We start from the raw sequence: 23,253 nt of genomic DNA, 5'->3' as shown, positions 1-23,253 counted from the left end.
TGTAGGAGCCCGGCTTGCCGGCGATGGCGCCCCAAAGATCGCCATCGCCGGCAAGCCGGACGCCACAGGATCGAGTTTGCGGCAGATAATGGCTTGCCCTCTTTTGGTGCCATCAGCAAATGATTAGACTGCCGGCCTCTTTGCAAGGATCGCCATCATGCTGCTGATGCTCTACCTCATCGCCATCACTGCCGAAGCCATGACCGGCGCGCTGTCGGCCGGGCGGCGCGGCATGGACTGGTTTGGTGTAGTGCTGATCGCCTGCGTCACAGCGTTGGGCGGTGGATCGGTGCGCGACGTGCTGCTCGGGCATTACCCGCTGACCTGGGTCAAACACCCGGAGTACCTGGTGCTGACGTCGATTGCCGCACTGGTGACGATCTTTATCGCACCGCTGATGCGTCGTCTGCGCTCGTTGTTCCTGGCGCTGGACGCCGTGGGCCTGGTGGCGTTCACCCTGATTGGTTGCATGACCGCGTTGGAGATGGGCCACGGCATGCTGGTGGCGTCGGTCAGTGGTGTGATCACTGGAGTTTTCGGTGGCATCCTGAGAGACATCTTCTGCAACGACATCCCGCTGATCTTCCGCCGCGAGCTGTACGCCAGCGTGTCGTTCCTCGCCGCTTGGTTCTACATGCTCTGCCTTTATCTGGAGCTGCCCAGCGAGCAGTCGATCCTGCTGACCCTGTTCAGCGGCTTTCTATTGCGGCTGCTGGCGATCCGTTTTCACTGGGAAATGCCCAAGTTCGTCTACAACGACGACGTGCACTAGCGCGTAGCGTGCTGGTTCAGCGCCCATTCCACATGCTCTCGTACCAATTCCGAGGGGTAATCCCGGCGCGCCTTCAAGGCCTCCAACACTGGAATGCTCGAGGGCGCATTGCCCAGGCCGACCGCGAGGTTGCGCAGCCAGCGCTCATAGCCGGCACGGCGCAGGGGTGAGCCTTCGGTGCTGCTGAGGAATTTATCCTCGTCCCACATAAACAGTTCGGCCAACTCCGCGTTATCCAGATTGTGGCGTGGCTTGAAATCGCTTTCAGCGGTAGGGCGGGCGAAACGATTCCATGGGCACACGATCTGACAGTCATCGCAACCGAACACACGGTTGCCGATCAGGGGGCGCAGCTCCTCGGGGATCGCGTTCTTCAGCTCGATGGTCAGGTAGGAAATGCAGCGTCGGGCGTCCAGCACGTAAGGGCCGACGAAGGCATTGGTGGGGCAGATATCCAGGCAAGCAGTGCAACGGCCGCAATGTTCGGTGCTGTGGGGCGCGTCGATCGGCAGCGGCAAGTCGACAAACAGTTCGCTGAGGAAGAAATAGCTGCCGGCCTTGCGATTGAGGACCAGGGTGTTTTTACCGATCCAGCCCAGCCCGGCTTTTTCGGCGATGGCTTTTTCCAGCACAGGCGCGCTGTCGACAAAGGCGCGGAAGCCGAAAGGGCCGATCTGCGCTTGAATGCGGTCGGCCAGTTGCTGCACGCGCTTGCGGATCAGCTTGTGGTAGTCGCGGCCCAAGGCGTAGCGGGAGATATAGGCTTTTTCCGGCTTGGCCAGCAATTGGGCCATTTGCGTATCGCCCGGCAGGTAGTCCATGCGCAGCGACACCACGCGCAAGGTGCCCGGCACCAGTTCGTCGGGGTGGGAGCGTTTGCTGCCGTGGGCGCCCATGTAGTCCATCTCGCCGTGGTAGCCCGCGTCGAGCCAGCGTTGCAGGTGCTGCTCATGCTCGGCGAGGTCCAGGCCGCTGATGCCGACTTGTTGAAAGCCCAGCTCGCGGCCCCAGTCTTTGATCGATTGGGCGAGGGCGGGAAGATCGGACGTAATAGCAGGCATGAGACACGGGAAACCACAGGTTAGATGCGTATAATTCTGCCAGACATCGGAGCTTGAAGACGCATGCCGCAGACAAAACACGCAATAACCGACGTACAGCCCCTCTTGCACGGCCATCTGCCGCAACTGGCGGCGCGTTCCCCGGACGCCCATAAAGGCCAGTTTGGCCACCTGTTAGTCATTGGCGGCGACCGCGGCTTTGGCGGCGCAGCCTTGCTGAGCGCGGAAAGTGCCTTGCGCAGTGGTGCGGGGATGGTGTCCCTGGCGACGCGCCTGGAACACGTGTCGGCCGCTTTGGCCCGCTTGCCGGAAGTCATGACCGTCGGCGTGAGTTCGGCCAATCAACTGATGGGCCTGTTGGAAAAGATCTCGGTCATCGTGATCGGGCCTGGGCTGGGTGACGCGTCCTGGGGTAAAAGCCTGCTGTCCGTCGCCGCCAACGCGAAGCAGCCACAAGTCTGGGATGCCGACGCCTTGAACCAACTTGCCAGTGGCGGCGTCAGCTTGCCGGCCAACTGCGTGATCACCCCGCATCCAGGGGAAGCCGCGCGGTTGCTGGGTATTTCGACAGCCGAGGTTCAGGCCGATCGTCTTAAGGTGGCGCGCGCGTTGAGTCAGACATTCAATGCAGTGGCTATCCTCAAGGGGGCTGGAACTTTGATTGCCAGTCCGGACGGACGTGTTTCACGGTGTGACCAGGGCCATCCAGCGATGGCAACGGCGGGCCTGGGTGATGTCCTGGCCGGTCTGGTGGGCGCGTTGCTGGCCCAGGGCATGCCGGCTTATGAGGCAAGCTGCCTGGCCGTGTGGTTGCACGCCACGGCGGGAGATCGCCAGGGCACCTTTGGTCGCGGCCTGGCGGCAAGCGACCTGATACCCGCCATTCGTCAATTGCTGGAGGAACAGTCGCCGTGTCTGAAGTAATTCTTTTCCTGGCCGATGAAGAGGCCATGGTCAGCTTCGGCCAGCACATTGCCCAGGTCACGGCCGGGGCGGGGCTGATCTTTCTGGAAGGCGACCTGGGGGCGGGCAAGACCACGCTGTCCCGGGGGATCATTCGCGGGTTGGGCCACACCGGCGCGGTAAAAAGCCCGACGTTCACCCTGGTAGAACCCTATGAGATTGGCGACGTGCGAGCGTTCCATTTCGACCTCTATCGCCTGGTGGACCCCGAAGAGCTGGAATATATGGGGATCCGCGATTACTTCGATGAAGATGCGTTGTGCCTGATCGAGTGGCCAGATAAAGGCACAGGCTTTTTGCCAAAGCCTGACATGACCATTACCATTACGCCGCATGAGCATGGACGTCAGTTGAAGTTGTTGCCCCAGAGCACGCGCGGCCAGTCTTGGTGCGCCGCTTTGGCATTGGAATTCAAATAATTGGTGGGGTTAGGTATGCGCTTTCGCGCGTTGGTTGCTGTCGTGGGGGTGTTGCTTGCGGCAATGACTGTCAATGCTCTGGCTGCTTCACAGGTGAAAAGTGTTCGCCTGTGGCGAGCGCCGGATAACACGCGACTGGTGTTCGACCTGTCTGGCCCGGTCCAGCACAGTGTCTTTACCTTGACGTCGCCTGATCGCCTGGTGATTGACATCAACGGTGCGACCCTGGCCGCGCCGTTGAAAGTGTCCACCGCCAACACCCCGATTACCGCCATGCGCTCGGCGCAGCGTACGCCGACTGACCTGCGTGTGGTGATCGACCTGAAAAAGGTCGTGACCCCAAAAAGCTTCTCCCTGGCGCCCAACGCCCAGTACGGCAACCGACTGGTGGTCGACCTGTTCGACAACGCCGCCGATGCCAACCCGCCGCCTGCACCGCCTCCAAGCGTCGCGACGGTGCCGGCTGTGCCGGTCAACCCGTCGCAACCGCAGGTCAAGCTGCCTCCGCCGCCACCGGCTCCGGCCGGCAAGCGTGACATCATCGTAGTGATCGACGCTGGTCACGGCGGTGAAGACCCGGGCGCCTCCGGCTCACGCGGCCAGCATGAAAAAGACGTGGTACTGGCGATCGCCCGTGAACTGCAGCGCCAGATCAGCGCGATGAAAGGTTATCGCGCTGAGCTGACCCGTACCGGCGACTACTTCATTCCGTTGCGTGGCCGTACCGAAATCGCCCGTAAGAAGGGCGCCGACCTGTTCGTCTCGATCCATGCCGACGCCGCGCCGTCTACTGCGGCCTTCGGTGCCTCGGTGTTCGCTCTGTCGGATCGCGGCGCGACGTCCGAAACCGCGCGCTGGCTGGCCGACAGTGAAAACCGTTCTGACTTGATCGGCGGGGCCGGCAACGTCTCCCTCGATGACAAGGACAAAATGCTCGCCGGCGTGCTGCTCGACTTGTCGATGACCGCTTCGCTGACGTCCAGCTTGAACGTCGGTCAGAAAGTCCTCAGCAATATCGGCCGTGTTACCTCGCTGCACAAACAGCGCGTGGAACAAGCAGGATTCATGGTGTTGAAGTCGCCGGATATTCCGTCGATCCTGGTAGAAACCGGGTTTATCTCCAACTCCAATGAAGCCTCGAAGCTGGCCAGTGCCAGCCACCAGCAAGCGCTGGCGCGTTCCATCAGTGCCGGTGTGCGCCAGTTCTTCCAGCAGAATCCGCCACCGGGCACCTACATCGCCTGGCTGCGCGACTCCGGGAAAATCGCCCAGGGCCCGCGCGACCATCGCGTACAGCCCGGCGACACCCTGGCCATGCTGGCTGTGCGTTTCCAGGTGTCGGCCGCTACCTTGCGCAGCGCCAACAACCTGAAGACCGATGAATTGAAAGTCGGCCAGGTGTTGACCATCCCTGGCACCGAATTGGCGGCGCAGTAATGAGCGACTCGATTCTGGATAACGGCTCACGCATCGAACTGCTCAGCCCGCGCCTTGCCAACCAGATTGCGGCGGGCGAGGTTGTGGAGCGTCCGGCATCGGTGATCAAGGAGCTGCTGGAAAACAGCATCGACTCCGGCGCCAAGCGCATTGATGTCGACGTGGAGCAGGGTGGCGTCAAGCTGCTGCGCGTGCGTGACGATGGTAGCGGTATCTCGTCCGACGATCTGCCGCTGGCCCTGGCCCGTCACGCCACCAGCAAGATTCGCGACCTGGAAGACCTTGAGCGGGTGATGAGCCTGGGCTTTCGTGGTGAGGCCCTGGCGTCCATCAGTTCTGTGGCGCGCTTGACCCTGACGTCCCGTACCCGCAGCGCCGAGCAGGCCTGGCAAGTTGAAACCGAAGGTCGCGACATGGCGCCTCGGGTCCAGCCGGCAGCCCATCCCGTCGGTACGTCGGTGGAAGTGCGCGACCTGTTCTTCAACACCCCGGCGCGGCGTAAATTCCTCAAGGCTGAGAAAACCGAATTCGATCACCTGCAGGAAGTCATCAAGCGCTTGGCTTTGGCTCGCTTCGATGTGGCGTTCCACCTGCGGCATAACGGCAAGACCATCCTCAGCCTGCACGAAGCCCACGATGACGCCGCGCGCGCTCGCCGTGTGTCGGCGATTTGCGGGCCGGGTTTCCTTGAGCAGGCGCTGCCGATTGAAATCGAGCGCAATGGATTGCGCCTGTGGGGGTGGGTCGGTTTGCCGACCTTCTCCCGCAGCCAGGCGGACTTGCAGTATTTCTTTGTGAATGGCCGTGCGGTGCGCGACAAGCTGGTGGCCCACGCGGTGCGCCAGGCCTATCGCGACGTGCTGTTCAACGGGCGCCACCCCACGTTTGTGTTGTTCTTTGAAGTCGACCCGTCGGTGGTAGACGTCAACGTGCACCCGACCAAGCACGAAGTACGCTTCCGTGATGGGCGCATGGTGCATGACTTCCTCTATGGCACCTTGCACCGCACGCTGGGTGATGTACGTCCGGATGATCAGCTGTCCGCGCCGATTGTGACGGCCGTGGTCCGCCCGAGTGGCCCGCAAGCCGGTGAGTTCGGCCCTCAGGGCGAAATGAGCCTGGCGGCCAACCTGCTGCAATCGCCGCAGTCGCAACCTGCCTATACCGCGCCGAATGCTGGCGCCGGCTCGGGTTATCAATACCAATATACGCCGCGCCCTCAATCGGCAGTGCCGGTGGCTGAGGCCCAGGCGGCTTACCGCGAGTTTTTCGCGCCGCTGCCAGGTGCCGAACCGGGCACGCCTGTGGCCTTGCCGGAAGGCGGTGGAGATATCCCGCCGCTGGGCTACGCGTTGGCGCAGCTGAAGGGCATCTACATTCTGGCGGAAAACGCCCATGGCCTGGTGCTGGTGGACATGCACGCCGCCCACGAGCGGATCATGTACGAACGCCTCAAGATCGCCATGGCCAGCGAAGGTCTCAGCGGCCAGCCGCTGCTGGTGCCGGAGTCCCTGGCCGTCAGTCAGCGTGAGGCCGATTGTGCCGAAGAACACCACGGCGTGTTCCAGAAGCTAGGCTTTGAATTGCAGCGCCTGGGCCCGGAAACCCTGGCCATCCGCCAGATTCCTGCGTTGCTCAAACAGGCCGAGGCCAACCGCCTGGTCGCTGACGTGCTGGCGGACCTGATGGAATACGGCACCAGTGACCGCATTCAGGCGCACATCAACGAATTGCTCGGCACCATGGCCTGCCACGGCGCCATCCGCGCCAATCGTCGCCTGGCCCTGCCGGAAATGAACGGCCTGCTGCGCGACATGGAAAACACCGAACGCAGCGGGCAATGCAACCATGGCCGACCGACCTGGACCCAAATGGGCCTGGACGATCTGGACAAACTGTTCTTGCGCGGCCGTTGATGAGTGCCTTGCCCCCCGCGATCTTTCTGATGGGCCCCACGGCCGCCGGCAAGACCGACCTGGCCATCGAGCTGACCAAAGTGCTGCCGTGCGAGCTGATCAGTGTCGACTCTGCCCTGGTTTACCGGGACATGGACATCGGCACCGCCAAGCCTTCCAAAGAGCTGTTGGCCCAATACCCGCATAAGCTGATCGACATCATCGATCCGTCGCAGAGCTATTCGGCCGCGGATTTTCGCAGCGACGCCCTGGCGGCCATGGCCGACATCACCGCACGGGGCAATATTCCGCTGCTGGTGGGCGGTACGATGCTCTATTACAAGGCTTTGCAGGAAGGACTGGCGGATATGCCGCCGGCCGACGCCCAAGTGCGCGCCGAGCTGGAAGAAGAGGCTGTACGCCTTGGCTGGCAAGCCTTGCACGACCAGTTGGCCGCCGTGGACCCGGTGTCCGCCGCGCGCATTCACCCCAATGACCCCCAGCGCCTCACTCGCGCTCTGGAAGTCTGGCGTGTCAGCGGGCAGACCATGACTGAACACCGGCTGAAACAAAGTGCGCAAAGTGCTGACGCAGGCGCATCTGGCGCGTCACAATTGCCCTATACTGTGGCGAATCTGGCCATCGCTCCGGCAAATCGCCAGGTGCTGCATGATCGAATTGCACAAAGATTCACAATTATGTTGGAACAGGGGTTTGTGGACGAGGTCGTAGCTCTGCGTTCCAGAGGTGACCTGCATCCAGGGTTACCTTCGATACGTGCCGTAGGCTACCGCCAAGTCTGGGATCATCTGGATGGCAAGCTGACGTCAGCCGAAATGCAGGAGCGCGGCATCATTGCCACGCGCCAATTGGCGAAACGCCAGTTCACCTGGTTGCGCAGCTGGAGCGATTTGCACTGGCTGGACAGCCTGGACAGCGACAATCTGTCACGCGCCTTGAAATACTTGGGAACGGTCTCCATATTGAGCTGAGTCCTTGCAATTGCCGTCTATCCTTGGGGGTGTGACGGCCATAAGCTATCTATTTTCCGATTTTTTATTATTGATCCTTAAAGGAGTGCGGCACATGTCAAAAGGGCATTCGCTACAAGACCCTTACTTGAATACTTTACGTAAAGAGAAAGTGGGGGTTTCCATCTACCTGGTCAACGGTATCAAGCTGCAAGGCACGATCGAGTCGTTCGACCAGTTCGTGATCCTGCTGAAAAACACCGTCAGCCAGATGGTCTACAAGCACGCTATCTCGACAGTCGTCCCTGTTCGTCCAATCCGTCTGCCTAGCGCAGCAGGTGATGATGCAGTTGACGCTGAGCCAGGTAACGCCTGATAGGAGTCTCCTTTGTTCTTTGAGCGCCACGGTGGTGGTGAGCGAGTAATCCTCGTTCACTTGGATGGACAGGACCCTGAGGCGCGCGAAGATCCGCAGGAGTTTCAGGAGTTGGCAAATTCGGCCGGCGCCGAGACCGTTGCGTTTTTTAACGTACCGCGTCATCGGCCAACCGCCAAATTCCTGATTGGCAGCGGCAAGGTCGAGGAACTGCGCGACCTGGTGCACGCCGAAGAAGCCGATCTGGTGATCTTCAATCACGTCCTCACGCCCAGTCAGGAACGTAACCTCGAACGTGTCTTCGAGTGTCGCGTGATCGACCGTACCGGTCTGATTCTCGATATCTTCGCCCAACGCGCCCGTACCCATGAGGGCAAGCTCCAGGTTGAACTGGCCCAGCTTGACCACATGAGCACCCGCTTGGTCCGCGGCTGGACTCACCTTGAGCGTCAAGGTGGCGGCATCGGCATGCGCGGTCCGGGTGAAACCCAGCTCGAAACCGACCGACGTCTGTTGCGGGTTCGCCTGCGCCAGATCAAGGGTCGCCTCGAGAAGGTACGCAGCCAGCGTGAGCAATCGCGCCGTGGGCGTACCCGCGCGGATATCCCGACCGTGTCCCTGGTGGGCTATACCAACGCCGGCAAATCCACACTCTTCAATAACGTGACGAAATCGGACGTGTACGCGGCCGACCAACTGTTCGCCACCCTCGACCCGACCTTGCGTCGTCTGGATCTGGACGACCTGGGGCCGATTGTCCTGGCCGACACCGTGGGTTTCATTCGTCATTTGCCGCACAAGCTGGTCGAGGCATTTCGGTCTACGCTCGAAGAGTCGAGCAATTCCGACCTGCTGCTGCACGTGATCGATGCGGCCGAACCGGATCGCATGTTGCAGATTGAACAGGTGATGCTGGTGCTGGGCGAGATTGGTGCCCAGGACTTGCCGATCCTCGAGGTCTATAACAAACTCGATTTGCTTGAAGGCGTTGAGCCACAAATCCAGCGCGATGAGAACGGCAAGCCCCAGCGGGTCTGGCTGTCGGCGCGTGATGGCAGTGGCCTTGAGTTGCTTGAACAGGCCATTGCCGAGTTGCTCGGCGGCGATTTGTTCGTTGGTACCTTGCGCTTGCCTCAGCGTTTTGCTCGACTGCGTGCACAGTTTTTCGAGTTGGGCGCGGTACAGAAAGAAGAACACGACGAAGAAGGTGTCAGCTTGCTGGCCGTTCGATTGCCGCGCTCGGAGCTGAATCGGCTGGTCAGCCGTGAGGGCGTTGTACCGACAGAGTTCATCGAACAACACACTTTGCAATAAAAGCCTCCTAAAGCGGTTGTGCCGCAGTGGCAGGCATTCTGTAGCATTGGTCGGCGCGCCGTGGGTGCGTCTTTGCTTTATCAGATGGAGAGCGCTATGGCTTGGAATGAGCCGGGTGGCAACTCGAATAATCAGGATCCTTGGGGTGGTAAACGCCGCAATAATGGCGACCGCAAGGGGCCACCAGATCTCGACGAGGCCTTCCGAAAGCTGCAGGAAAGCCTGAATGGGTTGTTCGGTGGTGGAAAAAAACGGGGTGGTGACGACGGCGGTCGCACAAGCAAGGGCGGCGGCTATGGCCTGCTGGGCCTGGGTCTTGTCGTACTGGCGGCCGTATGGCTGTACAGCGCCGTGTACGTGGTGGACGAGCAGGAGCAGGCTGTGGTGCTGCGCTTCGGCAAGTACTACGAGACTGTCGGCCCTGGCCTGAACATCTATTTCCCGCCGATCGACAAGAAGTACATGGAAAACGTCACGCGTGAGCGTGCCTACACCAAGCAGGGCCAGATGCTGACCGAAGACGAGAACATCGTCGAAGTGCCGCTGACCGTGCAGTACAAGATCAGCAACCTGCAGGATTTCGTGCTGAACGTTGATCAGCCGGAAATCAGCCTGCAACACGCTACCGAAAGTGCCCTGCGCCATGTCGTCGGTTCGACCGCGATGGACCAGGTGCTGACCGAAGGTCGTGAATTGATGGCCAGCGAGATCAAGGAGCGCCTGCAACGGTTCCTCGATACCTATCGCACCGGTATTACCGTCACCCAGGTCAACGTACAGAGCGCAGCTGCACCGCGCGAAGTGCAGGAAGCCTTCGATGACGTGATCCGTGCCCGTGAAGACGAGCAGCGTTCGCGCAACCAGGCTGAAACCTACGCCAACGGTGTCGTACCGGAAGCCCGTGGTCAGGCCCAGCGTATCCTCGAGGATGCCAACGGTTACCGCGACGAAGTGGTCTCTCGCGCCAAGGGTGAGGCGGATCGCTTTACCAAGCTGGTCGCCGAGTACCGCAAGGCGCCGGAAGTCACGCGTGAGCGTCTGTACCTGGACACCATGCAGGAAGTCTTCAGCAACACCAGCAAGGTTCTCGTGACCGGCAGCAAAGGTGGGCAGAACAACCTGCTGTACCTGCCGCTGGACAAGATGATCGAAGGTGGTCGTAGCAGCACCAGCGCACCGTCCACCGGTTCCAATGCCGCTGCCAACGAAGCGAGCGCCCGTGCGGCCGCTGACTTGCTGCAACAGCAAACACGTACCAGGGAGAGTCGTTGATGAGCAATAAATCGCTGACCGCCCTGATTGTGGGCGTCGTCGTGGTCATCGCTGCCTGGAACTGCTTCTACATCGTGGCTCAGACCGAGCGTGCGGTGCTGCTGCAATTCGGTCGCGTGGTCCAGGCGGATGTCCAGCCGGGCCTGCATGTGAAAGTCCCCTACGTCAACCAGGTGCGCAAGTTCGACGCCCGCCTGATGACCCTGGATGCACCGACACAGCGCTTCCTGACCCTGGAAAAGAAAGCCGTGATGGTTGACGCCTACGCCAAGTGGCGCGTCAAGGATGCCGAGCGCTTCTACACCGCGACCTCCGGCCTCAAGCAGATTGCCGACGAGCGTTTGTCGCGCCGTCTGGAGTCGGGTCTGCGTGACCAGTTTGGTAAGCGCACCCTGCATGAGGTGGTATCCGGTGAGCGCGACGCGCTGATGGCTGACATCACGCGTTCGTTGAATACGATGGCGGAAAAAGAGCTGGGCATCGAAGTGGTTGATGTCCGGGTCAAGGCGATCGACCTGCCGAAGGAAGTGAACCGCAGCGTGTTCGAGCGTATGAGCACCGAGCGTGAGCGTGAAGCCCGTGAGCACCGCGCCAAGGGTAACGAGCTGGCAGAAGGTATCCGTGCGGATGCCGACCGTCAGCGCCGTGTACTGTTGGCCGAAGCTTATCGCGAGTCTGAAGAGGCCCGTGGTGATGGCGATGCTCAAGCTGCAGCGATCTACGCCAAGGCCTACGGCCAGGACCAGGAGTTCTACGCGTTCTACCGTAGCCTGCGCGCCTACCGTGAAAGCTTCGCGAACAAAACCGACGTCATGGTGTTGGACCCAAGCAGCGACTTCTTCCGCTATCTGGAAAAGTCCAAGTAACCGGCCTGTGATTCTGTAGGTTTCACTCCCGTCGGGCGGCTAAAACGCCTGGCGGGGTGATCCTTTCAGAAAACGGGTGTATGATGCGGCAGCCGGGAAATTCCCGGCTTTTTTGCGTCTGCATGTTTGATTCGGCAGGCGTGACAGGTTTTTCGAGGAAAGTGCCCGACGAGGCCGATTACAGGCCGTTCGTCACGTCGCTCTTGCGCGTGGTTTATGCAGGGGGCGGGTGTTTTCTGCTTCACTCAAGGCTCGGCCGAGGGCTGGCCGCCCGGATCAAAGGGGAATGGCGTAATGGCAACGGTAGACCGCTGGCTGCTGCCAGATGGCATCGAAGAAGTACTGCCACCAGAAGCTGCGCGCATTGAAGTAGCGCGCCGCCAGGTGTTGGATCTGTTCCAGAGCTGGGGTTACGAGTTTGTCGTGACCCCCCATATCGAGTACCTGGAATCGCTGCTGACAGGCGCGGGCCAGGACCTGGATCTGCGCACCTTCAAGGTCATCGACCCGCAATCGGGCCGGCAAATGGGTTTCCGTGCCGACATCACGCCGCAAGTGGCGCGCATCGATGCGCACACCCTGCGCCGAGAAGGTCCGAGCCGCCTGTGCTACGCCGGCAGTGTGCTGCATGCACAGCCGCGTGCCTTGTCGTCGTCCCGTAGCCCGATTCAACTGGGCGCTGAGTTGTACGGCGATGCCAGCCCGAGCAGCGACGTTGAAGTGATCAGCTTGATGCTGGCCATGCTGCAACTGGCCGACGTGCCGGATGTCCACATGGATCTGGGTCACGTCGGTATCTACCGTGGCCTGGCCCGTGCGGCCGGTTTGTCCGGTGAAGTGGAACAACAGCTGTTCGATGCCCTGCAACGCAAGGCCATCGATGAAGTGATTGCCCTGACGGCGGGTGTGCCTGCCGATCTGGCTGACATGCTGCGTGCACTGGTCGACCTGTGCGGCGGCCGTGAAGTGCTGGTGGCTGCCCGTGAGCGCCTGGCCAAGGCGCCGGCGCCGGTGCTGGCTGCACTGGACGACGTGCTGGCGATTGCCGAGCAGTTGTCGGCGCGCTTCCCGGAGCTGCCGCTGTACTTTGACCTGGGTGAGTTGCGCGGCTACCACTACCACACCGGTGTGGTGTTCGCTGTATTTGTACCGGGTGTTGGCCAAGCCATCGCCCAGGGTGGTCGTTATGACGATATCGGCGCCGACTTTGGTCGTGCGCGTCCGGCCACTGGTTTCTCCACCGATTTGAAAACCCTGGTGACCCTGGGGCGTGCTGAGGTCGAGCTACCGTCTGGTGGCATTTGGATGCCCGACAGTACGGACGCAGCACTCTGGCAGCAGGTTTGCCAGTTGCGCAGTGAGGGTCAGCGTGTCGTCCAGGCTTTGCCTGGGCAGCCATTGGCCGCCGCCCGTGATGCGGACTGCGACCGGCAATTGATTCTGCAGAACGGGCTTTGGCAAGTATCGCCACTGGCTTCTTGAGTTTTCCTGCCGGCCATCGCCGGCACCAAGTTTGCGCGAATGAGGACAAGTGTTATGGGTAAGAATGTCGTAGTCCTGGGCACCCAATGGGGTGATGAGGGCAAAGGCAAGATCGTTGATCTGCTGACCGAACATGCTGCCGCCGTAGTGCGCTACCAAGGTGGCCACAACGCTGGCCACACCCTGGTCATCGATGGCGAAAAAACCGTCTTGCACCTGATCCCATCGGGCGTACTGCGCGAAGGCGTGCAGTGCCTGATCGGCAACGGCGTGGTGGTTGCACCTGACGCTTTGCTGCGTGAGATCACCAAGCTGGAAGAGAAAGGCGTACCGGTGCGCGAGCGCCTGCGTATCAGCCCGTCCTGCCCGCTGATCCTGTCGTTCCACGTTGCGCTGGACCAGGCCCGTGAAAAGGCCCGTGGCGAGCTGAAGATCGGCACCACCGGTCGTGGCATCGGCCCAGCCTACGAAGACAAGGTTGCACGTCGTGGCCTGCGTGTGGGCGACCTGCTCAACATGCCGCGCTTTGAAGACAAGCTGCGTGAATTGGTGGATTACCACAACTTCATGCTGGTCGGTTACTACAAAGAGCCAGCCATCGAGTTCGAAAAGACCCTGGCCGAGTGCAAGGAATACGCTGAGCTGCTCAAGCCACTCATGCTGGACGTGACTGCCGAGCTGCACGACCTGCGTCGTGCCGGCAAAGACATCATGTTCGAAGGCGCCCAAGGCTCCCTGCTGGACATCGACCACGGCACCTATCCGTACGTGACCAGCTCCAACACCACCGCTGGCGGCGTTGCGACCGGTTCGGGCGTTGGCCCGATGTTCCTGGACTACATTCTGGGCATCACCAAGGCTTACACCACTCGCGTAGGTTCGGGTCCGTTTCCGACTGAACTGTTCGACGACGTCGGCGCTCACCTGGCCAAGCAAGGTCACGAATTCGGCGCGACCACCGGCCGTGCTCGTCGTTGCGGCTGGTTCGACGCCGTCATCCTGCGTCGCGCTATCGATGTGAACAGCATCTCGGGCATCTGCCTGACCAAGCTGGACGTACTCGACGGCCTGGAAACCATCAATATCTGCATCGGCTACAAAGATGCCGAAGGCAAGGACGTTGCTCCGACCGACGCCGACAGCTACGTAGGTCTGCAGCCAGTGTACGAAGAAGTGCCGGGCTGGACCGAATCGACCGTGGGCGCCAAGACCCTGGAAGAGCTGCCAGCTAACGCCCGTGCCTACATCAAGCGAGTTGAAGAGCTGATCGGTGCGCCGATCGACATTATTTCGACAGGTCCGGACCGCAACGAAACCATCGTTCTGCGTCACCCGTTCGCTTAATAAGCTGTTGATGTGAAAAGCAAAGGGCTCCTTCGGGAGCCCTTTGTCGTTTCTGTCGCCTGGGCGGCACGACCCTTGCTTTGGTTCTTTCTTTCGCGGTGCTATCAAATTAATGGCACCCGTGGTGGAGGGATTCCCGATGTCTGCCGTTCTCTCATTGTTACAAAGCCGTCTGTTGCGGCCGGTGTTCGTTACCCTAGGTATCGCCCTTTTGGTGCAAGTGCTGGTTGCCGTCGCCCTGACGCGAAGCACCGTCACAGCGTTGGAAGCTGATTTGGGTAATCGCCTGGGTATCGATAGCCAGAAACTGTCGGGTGAATTGGCCCAGGCCGGTAAAGAAGTCACGTCCAGCCTGGACAGCTTGTCGACGAGTACCCGTCAGCGTCTGACCGCGGGGCTTTCAACCCGCCTGCAGGAAGAGCAGAAGCAACTGCGTGCGACCCTGGAAAAGGACCTGAAAGACTCTGCCAATGACATGGCGCAACTGCTGGCCTCGGTGGCGCCCCGTGCTATGTGGGACAGCGACGTGCCGACGCTGTCGGAGTTCGCCCGGCGTGCCCAGCGCAACCCCAACGTGCTGTTCGTGGTCTACGACGACGCGGCGGGTGAGCATCTGACCCGCTACCTCAACCGTGAAAACCCGATTAACCAGGCGCTGTTGGAAAAAGGCAAGGGTGACCGCGCCCTGGATAAAGTGTTGGATGCGGCGAAAGATGACCCTTCGGTGTTTTATGTTGAAGCGTCCATCAGCCCCAACGGCGTGGAGATCGGTAAGGTGCGCATGGGGGTTTCCACGACCGCAGTGGAGGCTGATCTGGCCGCGCTGGATAAGCGCTTCGCCGCACTGATCGCCAGCGGTGACCAGTTGGTGGGCGACAGCCTCAAGGGCGCAGCGGCCGATAGCGCTGCCGCCATGGGCGCGCGCCTGCAATCCGCGCAAGCCACCGCTACACAGATGACCGCCAACACCACCAGCGCCGTCCAGGACGCTGCCGGCACCTTGCGCTGGCGCATCGGCATGGGCCTGGCGCTGGTCGGTCTGGGCGTGTTGCTGTTGATCGCCATCGTGCTCGGGCGCCGCGTGGTCAATCGCCTGAAGCTGCTGATCGCGGCCATGGACGACTTGGCGGCGGGTGAGGGTGATCTCACCAAGCGTGTGCAAATCAGCAGCAAGGATGAAATCGGCGACATGGCTTCGGCGGTCAATCGCTTTGTGGATAAGTTGCAGCCCATCGTGCGCGAGGCGGGGGATGTAGCCCAGCGTACTGGCGTGGAAATCGGCGCCATGACCTTGCGCAATGCCGGTGCTGACGCTGCGGCCGGTTTACAGCGCGATGAAGTGGCCGAGAGCTTGCGCGCACTGTCGCAGATGGCCGACGAAGCGCAGGCCGAGAGCCATGCGATGCAGGCGGCGTTGCAGCAGGTGGTGGATATTCGCCAGGCCACGGATGAGAACTCGCGGACCTCGGCTGAGGTCGGCAGTTTGATCGAGGCGCTGGCGGGCCAAGTACAAGCGGGCTCCACGGTCATCGAGCGCCTGGCCCAGCAAAGCCAGCAGATCGAGGTGGTGCTGACCGTGATTCACGGCATCGCCGAGCAGACCAATCTGTTGGCGCTCAACGCGGCCATCGAGGCGGCGCGTGCTGGTGAGACCGGTCGCGGCTTTGCGGTGGTGGCGGATGAAGTGCGTGCGCTGGCCAGCAAGACGCAAAGCTCCACGGGCGATATTCAGGCGCATATCGTGGCGCTGCAGCAAGGCGCGCGGGAGGCGGTGGAAACCATCGGCAAGGCCGGGCGCCAGGCCAGTGAAGGTTTGCTGGTGTTGCGCGACAGCGTGCGCCTGCAACAGACGGTGCAGGCCTCGGTGGAGCAAGTGCATGCGGCGATTGGCTTGGCGACGCGCGCGGCTGAGCATCAGGCCCAGGGTGCCCATGCGGTGCGTGGGCGGGTCGAGGTAATCCATGCTCAGGCCGAACGTGCCGCCCAGGCGGTGGTTGAGACCACCGCCAGTGGCAAGGTGCTGGATGGGTTGGCGGCGCAGTTGAAGGCGAGCCTGGGGCAGTTCAGGGCTTAGTGGCCTCATCGCTGACAAGCCAGCTCCTGCAGGTTATGCGCAACCCTTGTAGGAGCCGGCTTGCCGGCGATGATGTCCTAGCGACTCAGATACATCCGAGTCGTGAGCAAATACACTGGCAACCCCGACACTAGAATTAACAGCGCCGCATAAGGCGCCGCCGCCGCAAACTCTACATTCGAGGTATGCGCCCACACCGCCGTCGCCAATGTATTCAACCCTGTCGGGCTAAGCAGCAACGTCGCGGTCAATTCCTTCATCGCATCCAGGAATACCAATGCAAATGCAGCGCCGAGCGCCGGGAAAATAATCGGTAAGGTGACCCGACAAAACGCACTGAACGACGAAGCCCCCAGCGTGCGCGCAGCTTCTTCAAGCTGCGGCGCTGCCTTGTTCAGCGCGGTGCGAATCGGCGCCTGAGCCAGCGGCAGAAACAACAGCGCGTAAGCAATCAACAACAACGCTGACGTCTGGTACAGCGCCGGCACGTAGTGCAGGGCGAAATACACCAGGGTCAGCGCAATCACCAAGCCGGGCAGTGCGTGCAGCAGGTACGGCAGGCGTTCGGCCCAGATTGCCAGTTGGCCTTTGTAGCGTACCACCAGCAGACCGACCGGCACCGCCAGCACCAGGCAAAGCGCGGCGCCTCCGAGGGACAGCGCGAGCGAGGACAGCAACGCTTCACCGATCTCTGCTACTGGGAAGGCAGCAGAAGATCCCACTGCCAACCAATAACCGAGCATTCCCAGCGGAATCCCGCTGCCGATGATCGCAAGCGCCAGGCAATAAACCTGACCCAATGGCGTCCACTTCCCCAGTCGAACCTGCTCCGCATGCCGCGCCGCGCCCTGGCCGATACGCACATGCCGGCCCTTGCCGCGCACGCGCAACTCCAGCCACAGCAATGTCAGGCACATCACCAGCAGCACTGCCGAGAGCATAGCGGCATTCGCGTTGCTGAACTCAAGCTCGAACTGTTGGTAGATCGCGGTGGTAAAGGTCTGCAAACCGATGATCGACAGCGCGCCAAACTCCACCAGCATATGCAGCGCAATCAACAATGCTCCGGCCAGCAGTGAAGGCCACAGCAGCGGCAAGGTGATGCGAAAGAACACGCCCCAGCGATTCAGTCCGAGGGTGCGGGCCGACTCTTCCAGGGACGGGTCAAGATTGCGCAGGGTCGCTGCCACCGGCAGAAACACCAGCGGGTATTTCGACAGGCTCATCACCAGGATGGCCCCGCCAAGCCCTTCGAAACTGGCGCTCAGCGATACCCAGGTAAAGCTGCTGACAAACGCCGGCACCGCAAACGGCAGGCACAGGATCACGCCCCAGATACGTCGTCCCGGCAGATTGCTGCGCTCCAGCAGCCAGGCCAGGGACAGGCCGATCACGCCACACGTCAGCGTCACCCCGATCATCAGCGCCAAGGTATTGCGCAGCAACCCGAACACATATGGCCGCCACAGCAGGTGCACCGCCTCCGCCCAACCGGCTTGCCACGCCTTGAGCCCGACATAGGCCAGCGGCAGCAAGCTCAAGCCGACCAGCAACAGTACGGGCAGCAACAGCCAGATCGACGGGCGCTTGCGCCTTGGGCTGAAACCCCCGCGCAGGGCGGGGGCGGGTAGCGATGGGTTCATCAGTTCAAGCCAACATCGCGTTCCAGGTCCAGGGCTTCTTCGGCGTTGCCAAGGTCCGCAGGGGTGACTTTCGGCGGTTGCAGCTCGCTGAACGGCTTGAGACCACGGCTGGATTCCATGCCTTTACGCAGCGGGTATTCAGCCGAGGTGTTGGTGATGACGCGCTGGCCCTCTTCACTGGCCATGAACGCCAGCAGTTGCTGGGCTTCTTTCGGATGCTTGCTGGATTTCAGCGCCGCCGCCGAAGATACGGTGATCAAGCCACCGGCATCGCCATCGGTGAAGTAATGCAGTTGGGAGTCCAGGTTGGTTTTTTCTTTCTTCAGGGCGAACCAGTAGTAGTTGTTCACCAGCACGGTAGCCACTTCGCCATTTTCAACGGCTTTGAGGGCGACCATGTTGTTGCTGTAGACCTTGCCGAAGGCACGCAGGCCGGTCAGCCATTCTTCGGCGGCTTCACGCCCGTGCAGCTTGATGATCGCCACGGCCTGCTCCTGGAAGGCGCCGCTGGTAGGTACGAAGCCGACCTTGCCTTGCCATTCGGGGCCGGCAAAATCCAGCACCGATTTCGGCAGGTCTTTTTCCGCGATCAATTTCGGATTGAACGCCACGACGCGGGTGCGCGCAGTCACGCCCATCCAGTCGCCATTGGCGCCGACATAATCCTTGGGCAATACGTCGAGGGTGCTGGCGTCGATCTTGGCCAGCAGGCCTTGTTCGCCGAGTTTGTTCAATGGTGGCGATTCTTCGGTGTAGATCACGTCGGCAGGCGAGCGGTCGCCTTCTTCCACGACTTGGCTTGCGAGCTGGTTGCTGCTGCCTTTGCGCACGTTGACGTGAATACCGGTCTTGGCTTCGAAGGCCTTGGCCAGTTCATCGCCGACTTCTTTATGCTGGCCGTTGTACAGGGTCAGGGAAACCTTGTCGGCGGAGTAGGCGGTGGGCGAGAGCAGGGTCAGGCCGAGCAGAGTGATGGTCAGGCCGCGCAGAAGGGATGTCTTGAGATGGGTATCGCGGATCATCATCCGGGTTGTTCCTCACTTGTATGCAACAAATACTTACAAGGATAAACGATAAAGTTTCTCAGGTGCGGGCGAGGGGCAAATCGCTGGGAAAGATTCAGGTCAGGTTTTTCAAACCCTGGAAACGAAAAAACCCGCTTTCGCGGGTTTGATCTGAATTTGGTGCCCAGGAGAAGACTCGAACTTCCACGACCTTGCGATCACCAGCACCTGAAGCTGGCGTGTCTACCAATTTCACCACCTGGGCATTATCAGCAGCGCTTGCGCTGTTGATGGGACGAACTATACGGAGGGCTTTTTGATCTGTAAACCCCTGATTAGAAAAAATAAATCAAGTTTTCCGTTAAAAATCAAAGGCCTGAAACGAAAAAACCCGCTTTCGCGGGTTTGATCTGAATTTGGTGCCCAGGAGAAGACTCGAACTTCCACGACCTTGCGATCACCAGCACCTGAAGCTGGCGTGTCTACCAATTTCACCACCTGGGCATTATCAGACAACGTTGCCGTCGTCGATGGCGCGCACTATACGGAGGGGATTTTAAGCTGTAAAGCCCTGCCATGAAAAAAGCCTGGAAAATTTCGCCAATGGTCGTGCAAGGTGTCCGCCGGGGGCTGCAAAGGGCTTTAAAAGGCTTGTTGGCGTCTGAAATTTCCCGTTTCAATACGCGTATGCCAAACTAACCCGCATATAGACAAGGTGAAAACTCTCTAATGGCCGATTGGCAGTCCCTCGATCCCGAGGCCGCTCGTGAAGCGGAAAAATATGAAAACCCTATTCCTAGCCGCGAACTGATCCTGGCGCACCTCGCTGATCGGGGTTCGCCTGCTAGCCGCGAGCAGTTGGTTGAAGAGTTCGGTCTGACCACCGAAGACCAACTCGAAGCCCTGCGCCGCCGTTTGCGTGCCATGGAGCGTGATGCTCAACTGATCTACACCCGCCGTGGCACTTACGCGCCTGTGGATAAGCTCGACCTGATCCTGGGCCGCATTGCCGGCCATCGTGACGGTTTCGGCTTCCTGATCCCGGACGACGGCAGCGATGACCTGTTCATGAGCCCGGCGCAAATGCGCCTGGTGTTCGATGGCGATCGTGCCCTGGCGCGCGTTTCCGGCCTGGACCGTCGCGGTCGCCGTGAAGGCGTGATCGTCGAAGTGGTGTCCCGTGCCCATGAGTCCATCGTCGGCCGTTACTTCGAGGAAGGCGGCATTGGCTTTGTCGTGCCGGATAACCCGAAGGTCCAGCAGGAAGTGCTGATCACCCCGGGCCGCAATGGCGCCGCCAAGGTCGGCCAGTTCGTCGAGGTGAAGATCACTCACTGGCCAACGGCGCGCTTCCAGCCCCAGGGCGATATCGTTGAAGTGGTCGGCAACTACATGGCGCCGGGCATGGAAATCGACGTTGCGTTGCGCACCTACGATATTCCTCACGTCTGGCCTGAAGCTGTGCTCAAAGAAGCCGGCAAGCTCAAGCCTGAAGTGGAAGAGAAAGACAAAGAAAAACGCATCGACCTGCGCCATCTGCCGTTCGTCACCATTGACGGCGAAGATGCCCGCGACTTCGACGATGCGGTCTACTGCGAAGCCAAGCCGGGCAAGCTGCGCCTGTTCTCCGGTGGCTGGAAGTTGTTCGTCGCGATTGCCGACGTATCCAGCTACGTGAAGATCGGTTCGGCCCTGGATAACGAGGCCCAAGTGCGCGGCAACTCTGTGTACTTCCCGGAGCGCGTGATCCCGATGCTGCCTGAGCAGCTGTCCAACGGCCTGTGCTCCCTGAACCCGAAAGTCGACCGTTTGGCCATGGTGTGCGAGATGACCATCTCGAAAACCGGCGAAATGACCGACTACCAGTTCTACGAAGCGGTGATCCACTCCCAGGCGCGCCTGACCTACAACAAGGTCAGCACTATCCTGGAAGCGCCGAAGACCAGCGAAGCCAAGGCCCTGCGTACTGAATACGCTGGCGTGGTGCCGCACCTCAAGCAGCTTTATGCGCTATACAAGGTGTTGCTGGGCGCTCGTCACGTGCGTGGCGCTATCGATTTTGAAACCCAGGAAACCCGGATTGTCTTTGGTTCCGAGCGCAAGATCGCTGCGATCACCCCGACCACGCGTAACGATGCGCACAAACTGATCGAGGAATGCATGCTGGCGGCCAACGTGGCTACCGCGGAATTCCTGAAGAAGCATGAGATTCCTGCGCTTTATCGCGTTCACGATGGCCCGCCGCCGGAGCGTCTGGAAAAACTGCGCGCCTTCCTCGGCGAGCTCGGCCTGTCCCTGCACAAAGGCAAGGACGGCCCGACGCCGAAGGACTATCAGGCGCTGCTCGCTAGCATCAAGGACCGTCCGGATTACCACGTGATCCAGACCGTCATGCTGCGCTCATTGAGCCAGGCGGTGTACAGCGCCGACAATCAGGGCCACTTCGGTCTTAATTACGAGGCTTACACCCACTTCACCTCGCCGATCCGTCGTTACCCGGACCTGCTCACGCACCGCGCAATCCGCAGCGTGATCCACTCCAAGCAGAACACCCCGCACGTCAAGCGCGCCGGTGCCATGACCATTCCGAAAGCACGGATCTATCCGTACGACGAAGCGGCCTTGGAACAGCTGGGCGAGCAGTGCTCCATGAGCGAGCGCCGTGCCGACGAAGCCACGCGTGACGTGGTGAACTGGCTCAAGTGCGAGTTCATGAAGGATCGCGTAGGCGAGACTTTCCCTGGCGTGATCACTGCCGTGACCGGTTTTGGCCTGTTTGTCGAATTGACCGACATCTACGTCGAAGGCCTGGTGCACGTCACCGCCTTGCCGGGTGACTACTACCACTTCGACCCTGTGCACCACCGCCTGGCGGGCGAGCGCACCGGTCGCAGCTTCCGTTTGGGCGATACCGTGGAAGTGCAGGTCATGCGCGTCGATCTCGACGAGCGCAAGATCGACTTCGGCATGTCCGACAAGCCAGCCGAATCGCCGGGCAGCCGTAAAAAACGTGGCAGCGAACCTGCCGGCAAAGGCAAAGCCGCGCCTGCGAAAGCAGCGACCGCCGAGCCTGCGCCAGCCAAAACTGGCCGTCGCTCGACAACCAAGGAAAAGGCCCCTGAAGCCTACCGCCCAAGCGACGCTGCGGCGAAAAACGCCGAGCTGCGCAAGAGCCGCGAGTTGAAGCAGCAGTTGCTCAACGAAGCCAAAAGCGGTGGTAAAGCGGCGTCTGGGGGAAAGTCCCACGGGGCGGAAAAGCCGTCGAGCAAACCAAGTAAACACCGTAAAGGCCCGCCAAAAGCGGGTTCGGGCCCTGCCAAGAGCGGCGGGTCGCGCAAACCTAAGGCCAAGTCATGAGTCTGGAAAAAATCTACGGCGTCCACGCCGTAGAAGCACTGCTGCGTCACCACCCGAAACGCGTCAAGCAAGTGTGGCTGGCCGAAGGCCGCAGCGAGCCGCGCGTACAGGCGCTGGTTGAACTGGCGACCCAAAACAAGGTTGCCATCGGCCAGGCCGAGCGTCGCGAAATGGACGTGTGGGTCGAAGGCGTGCACCAGGGCGTGGTCGCGGACGTCAGCCCGAGCCAAGTTTGGGGCGAAGCGATGCTCGACGAGCTGCTCGACCGTACCGAAGGTGCGCCGTTGCTGCTGGTGCTGGACGGCGTGACCGATCCGCACAACCTCGGCGCTTGCCTGCGTTCGGCTGACGCTGCCGGCGCGCTGGCGGTGATCGTGCCTAAAGATAAGTCCGCGACCTTGACGCCGGTCGTGCGTAAAGTCGCCTGTGGCGCGGCGGAAGTGATTCCGCTGGTGGCCGTGACCAACTTGGCGCGCACCCTGGAGAAACTCCAGCAGCGTGGTCTGTGGGTGGTGGGTACGGCAGGCGAGGCCGAGGTCAGCATTTATGACCAGGACCTCACCGGCCCGACCATCCTGATCATGGGCGCCGAAGGCAAAGGTATGCGTCGCCTGACCCGCGAACATTGCGATTACCTGGTACATCTGCCGATGGCCGGTAGCGTCAGCAGCCTCAACGTGTCGGTTGCCACCGGCGTGTGCCTGTTTGAAGCCCAGCGTCAGCGTGGCGCCAAGGCCAAGACCAAGAAGTAAACCTCTCGACTGTAGGAGCCGGCTTGCCGGCGATAGCGATCTTCCGGACGCCATCGCTGGCAAGCCGGCTCCTACAATTGGTTTGTGGTGTTTGGGAGGTTGTTCAAATAATCACCAATCCACCTTGCACGCTTCCTCCCCCTTCTCTACAATTGCGCCCCTTGCCTTCCTGGCAGGCACCGATGTGCCTCCCTGCGGCAAGATCCATAAGTGTCATTCACTCCTTGTCTGACCGTTTTTGAGCGGCAGGC

At 60.9% G+C, this 23,253-nt stretch carries 18 protein-coding genes and 2 tRNA genes; 15 read left to right on the top strand and 5 right to left on the bottom strand.

Translation table 11 applies throughout. The features are described 5' to 3' along the window. Positions 1-154 precede the first annotated feature (154 nt). Positions 155-772: a trimeric intracellular cation channel family protein gene (locus tag ACP7C6_RS20115; RefSeq protein ID WP_174890954.1), complete on the top strand. Its 618-nt coding sequence runs from the start codon at positions 155-157 to the stop codon at positions 770-772. On the opposite strand, the gene queG is transcribed toward ACP7C6_RS20115, so the two are convergent. After that, a complete protein-coding gene (gene queG / locus ACP7C6_RS20110) occupies positions 769-1,833 on the bottom strand; it encodes a tRNA epoxyqueuosine(34) reductase QueG (protein WP_028615508.1) in 1,065 nt (354 codons plus the stop codon). The two genes, ACP7C6_RS20115 and queG, sit on opposite strands and share 4 nt — an antisense overlap. A gap of 63 nt (positions 1,834-1,896) precedes the next feature. Between queG and ACP7C6_RS20105 the strand changes: the two genes are divergently transcribed. The 12 genes from ACP7C6_RS20105 (at position 1,897) to ACP7C6_RS20050 (ending at position 16,246) form a co-directional block, all read left to right on the top strand. Next, positions 1,897-2,757: an NAD(P)H-hydrate dehydratase gene (locus tag ACP7C6_RS20105; protein ID WP_068932624.1), complete on the top strand. Its 861-nt coding sequence runs from the start codon at positions 1,897-1,899 to the stop codon at positions 2,755-2,757. Further along, a complete protein-coding gene (gene tsaE, locus ACP7C6_RS20100) occupies positions 2,745-3,215 on the top strand; it encodes a tRNA (adenosine(37)-N6)-threonylcarbamoyltransferase complex ATPase subunit type 1 TsaE (RefSeq protein ID WP_068932625.1) in 471 nt (156 codons plus the stop codon). Before ACP7C6_RS20105 ends, tsaE begins: the two co-directional genes overlap by 13 nt. 15 nt (positions 3,216-3,230) lie before the next feature. Continuing rightward, positions 3,231-4,652, top strand: a complete 1,422-nt coding sequence (locus ACP7C6_RS20095) for an N-acetylmuramoyl-L-alanine amidase (protein ID WP_028615511.1) — start codon at positions 3,231-3,233, stop codon at positions 4,650-4,652. After that, a complete protein-coding gene (gene mutL / locus ACP7C6_RS20090; RefSeq protein ID WP_032864089.1) occupies positions 4,652-6,568 on the top strand; it encodes a DNA mismatch repair endonuclease MutL in 1,917 nt (638 codons plus the stop codon). Before ACP7C6_RS20095 ends, mutL begins: the two co-directional genes overlap by 1 nt. Continuing rightward, positions 6,568-7,539 (top strand): tRNA (adenosine(37)-N6)-dimethylallyltransferase MiaA, encoded by a 972-nt coding sequence (miaA, locus tag ACP7C6_RS20085; RefSeq protein ID WP_426109151.1) that lies wholly within the window; start codon positions 6,568-6,570, stop codon positions 7,537-7,539. Before mutL ends, miaA begins: the two co-directional genes overlap by 1 nt. 94 nt (positions 7,540-7,633) lie before the next feature. Next, entirely contained in the window at positions 7,634-7,894 is a 261-nt protein-coding gene (gene hfq / locus ACP7C6_RS20080; RefSeq protein WP_028615514.1) for an RNA chaperone Hfq, read from the top strand. Positions 7,895-7,906: 12 nt separating this feature from the next. Further along, on the top strand, positions 7,907-9,208 hold the full coding sequence (hflX, locus tag ACP7C6_RS20075) for a ribosome rescue GTPase HflX (RefSeq protein ID WP_016976905.1): 1,302 nt from the start codon (positions 7,907-7,909) through the stop codon (positions 9,206-9,208). 96 nt (positions 9,209-9,304) lie between these two features. Further along, positions 9,305-10,480, top strand: coding sequence for an FtsH protease activity modulator HflK (gene hflK, locus ACP7C6_RS20070; protein ID WP_028615515.1), 1,176 nt, complete (start codon positions 9,305-9,307; stop codon positions 10,478-10,480). Then, positions 10,480-11,346 (top strand): protease modulator HflC, encoded by an 867-nt coding sequence (gene hflC, locus ACP7C6_RS20065; RefSeq protein WP_010213607.1) that lies wholly within the window; start codon positions 10,480-10,482, stop codon positions 11,344-11,346. Before hflK ends, hflC begins: the two co-directional genes overlap by 1 nt. 294 nt (positions 11,347-11,640) lie before the next feature. Next, positions 11,641-12,828: an ATP phosphoribosyltransferase regulatory subunit gene (locus ACP7C6_RS20060; protein WP_028615516.1), complete on the top strand. Its 1,188-nt coding sequence runs from the start codon at positions 11,641-11,643 to the stop codon at positions 12,826-12,828. A gap of 54 nt (positions 12,829-12,882) precedes the next feature. Further along, positions 12,883-14,172 (top strand): adenylosuccinate synthase, encoded by a 1,290-nt coding sequence (locus ACP7C6_RS20055; protein ID WP_003217505.1) that lies wholly within the window; start codon positions 12,883-12,885, stop codon positions 14,170-14,172. A 139-nt stretch (positions 14,173-14,311) separates the two neighbouring features. Next, positions 14,312-16,246 (top strand): methyl-accepting chemotaxis protein, encoded by a 1,935-nt coding sequence (locus ACP7C6_RS20050; protein ID WP_028615518.1) that lies wholly within the window; start codon positions 14,312-14,314, stop codon positions 16,244-16,246. A 77-nt stretch (positions 16,247-16,323) separates the two neighbouring features. On the opposite strand, the gene ACP7C6_RS20045 is transcribed toward ACP7C6_RS20050, so the two are convergent. The 4 genes from ACP7C6_RS20045 to ACP7C6_RS20030 form a co-directional block, all read right to left on the bottom strand. Beyond that, positions 16,324-17,889: an ABC transporter permease gene (locus ACP7C6_RS20045; RefSeq protein ID WP_353631893.1), complete on the bottom strand. Its 1,566-nt coding sequence runs from the start codon at positions 17,887-17,889 to the stop codon at positions 16,324-16,326. Further along, entirely contained in the window at positions 17,889-18,914 is a 1,026-nt protein-coding gene (locus ACP7C6_RS20040; RefSeq protein WP_016976911.1) for an extracellular solute-binding protein, read from the bottom strand. Before ACP7C6_RS20040 ends, ACP7C6_RS20045 begins: the two co-directional genes overlap by 1 nt. A 157-nt stretch (positions 18,915-19,071) precedes the next feature. After that, a tRNA-Leu gene (locus ACP7C6_RS20035) sits at positions 19,072-19,158 on the bottom strand. A 152-nt stretch (positions 19,159-19,310) separates the two neighbouring features. Next, positions 19,311-19,397, bottom strand: a tRNA-Leu gene (locus ACP7C6_RS20030). A 225-nt stretch (positions 19,398-19,622) separates the two neighbouring features. Here ACP7C6_RS20030 and rnr point away from each other — a divergent pair. Together rnr and rlmB are read left to right on the top strand one after the other, a co-directional pair. Continuing rightward, entirely contained in the window at positions 19,623-22,250 is a 2,628-nt protein-coding gene (gene rnr / locus ACP7C6_RS20025; protein ID WP_122814978.1) for a ribonuclease R, read from the top strand. Continuing rightward, complete coding sequence (gene rlmB, locus ACP7C6_RS20020; protein WP_005784248.1) at positions 22,247-23,002, top strand: 23S rRNA (guanosine(2251)-2'-O)-methyltransferase RlmB; 756 nt, start codon at positions 22,247-22,249, stop codon at positions 23,000-23,002. The genes rnr and rlmB overlap by 4 nt, the downstream gene beginning before the upstream one ends. Positions 23,003-23,253: the final 251 nt, after the last annotated feature.

Origin of the sequence: Pseudomonas sp. TWR1-1-4 (genome assembly GCF_049897165.1) — a bacterium.
Taxonomy (GTDB): Bacteria; Pseudomonadota; Gammaproteobacteria; order Pseudomonadales; family Pseudomonadaceae; genus Aquipseudomonas; species Aquipseudomonas canadensis.
The sequence above is the reverse complement of the archived record's forward strand: the minus strand, read 5'-3'. Positions and strand labels throughout refer to the sequence as shown.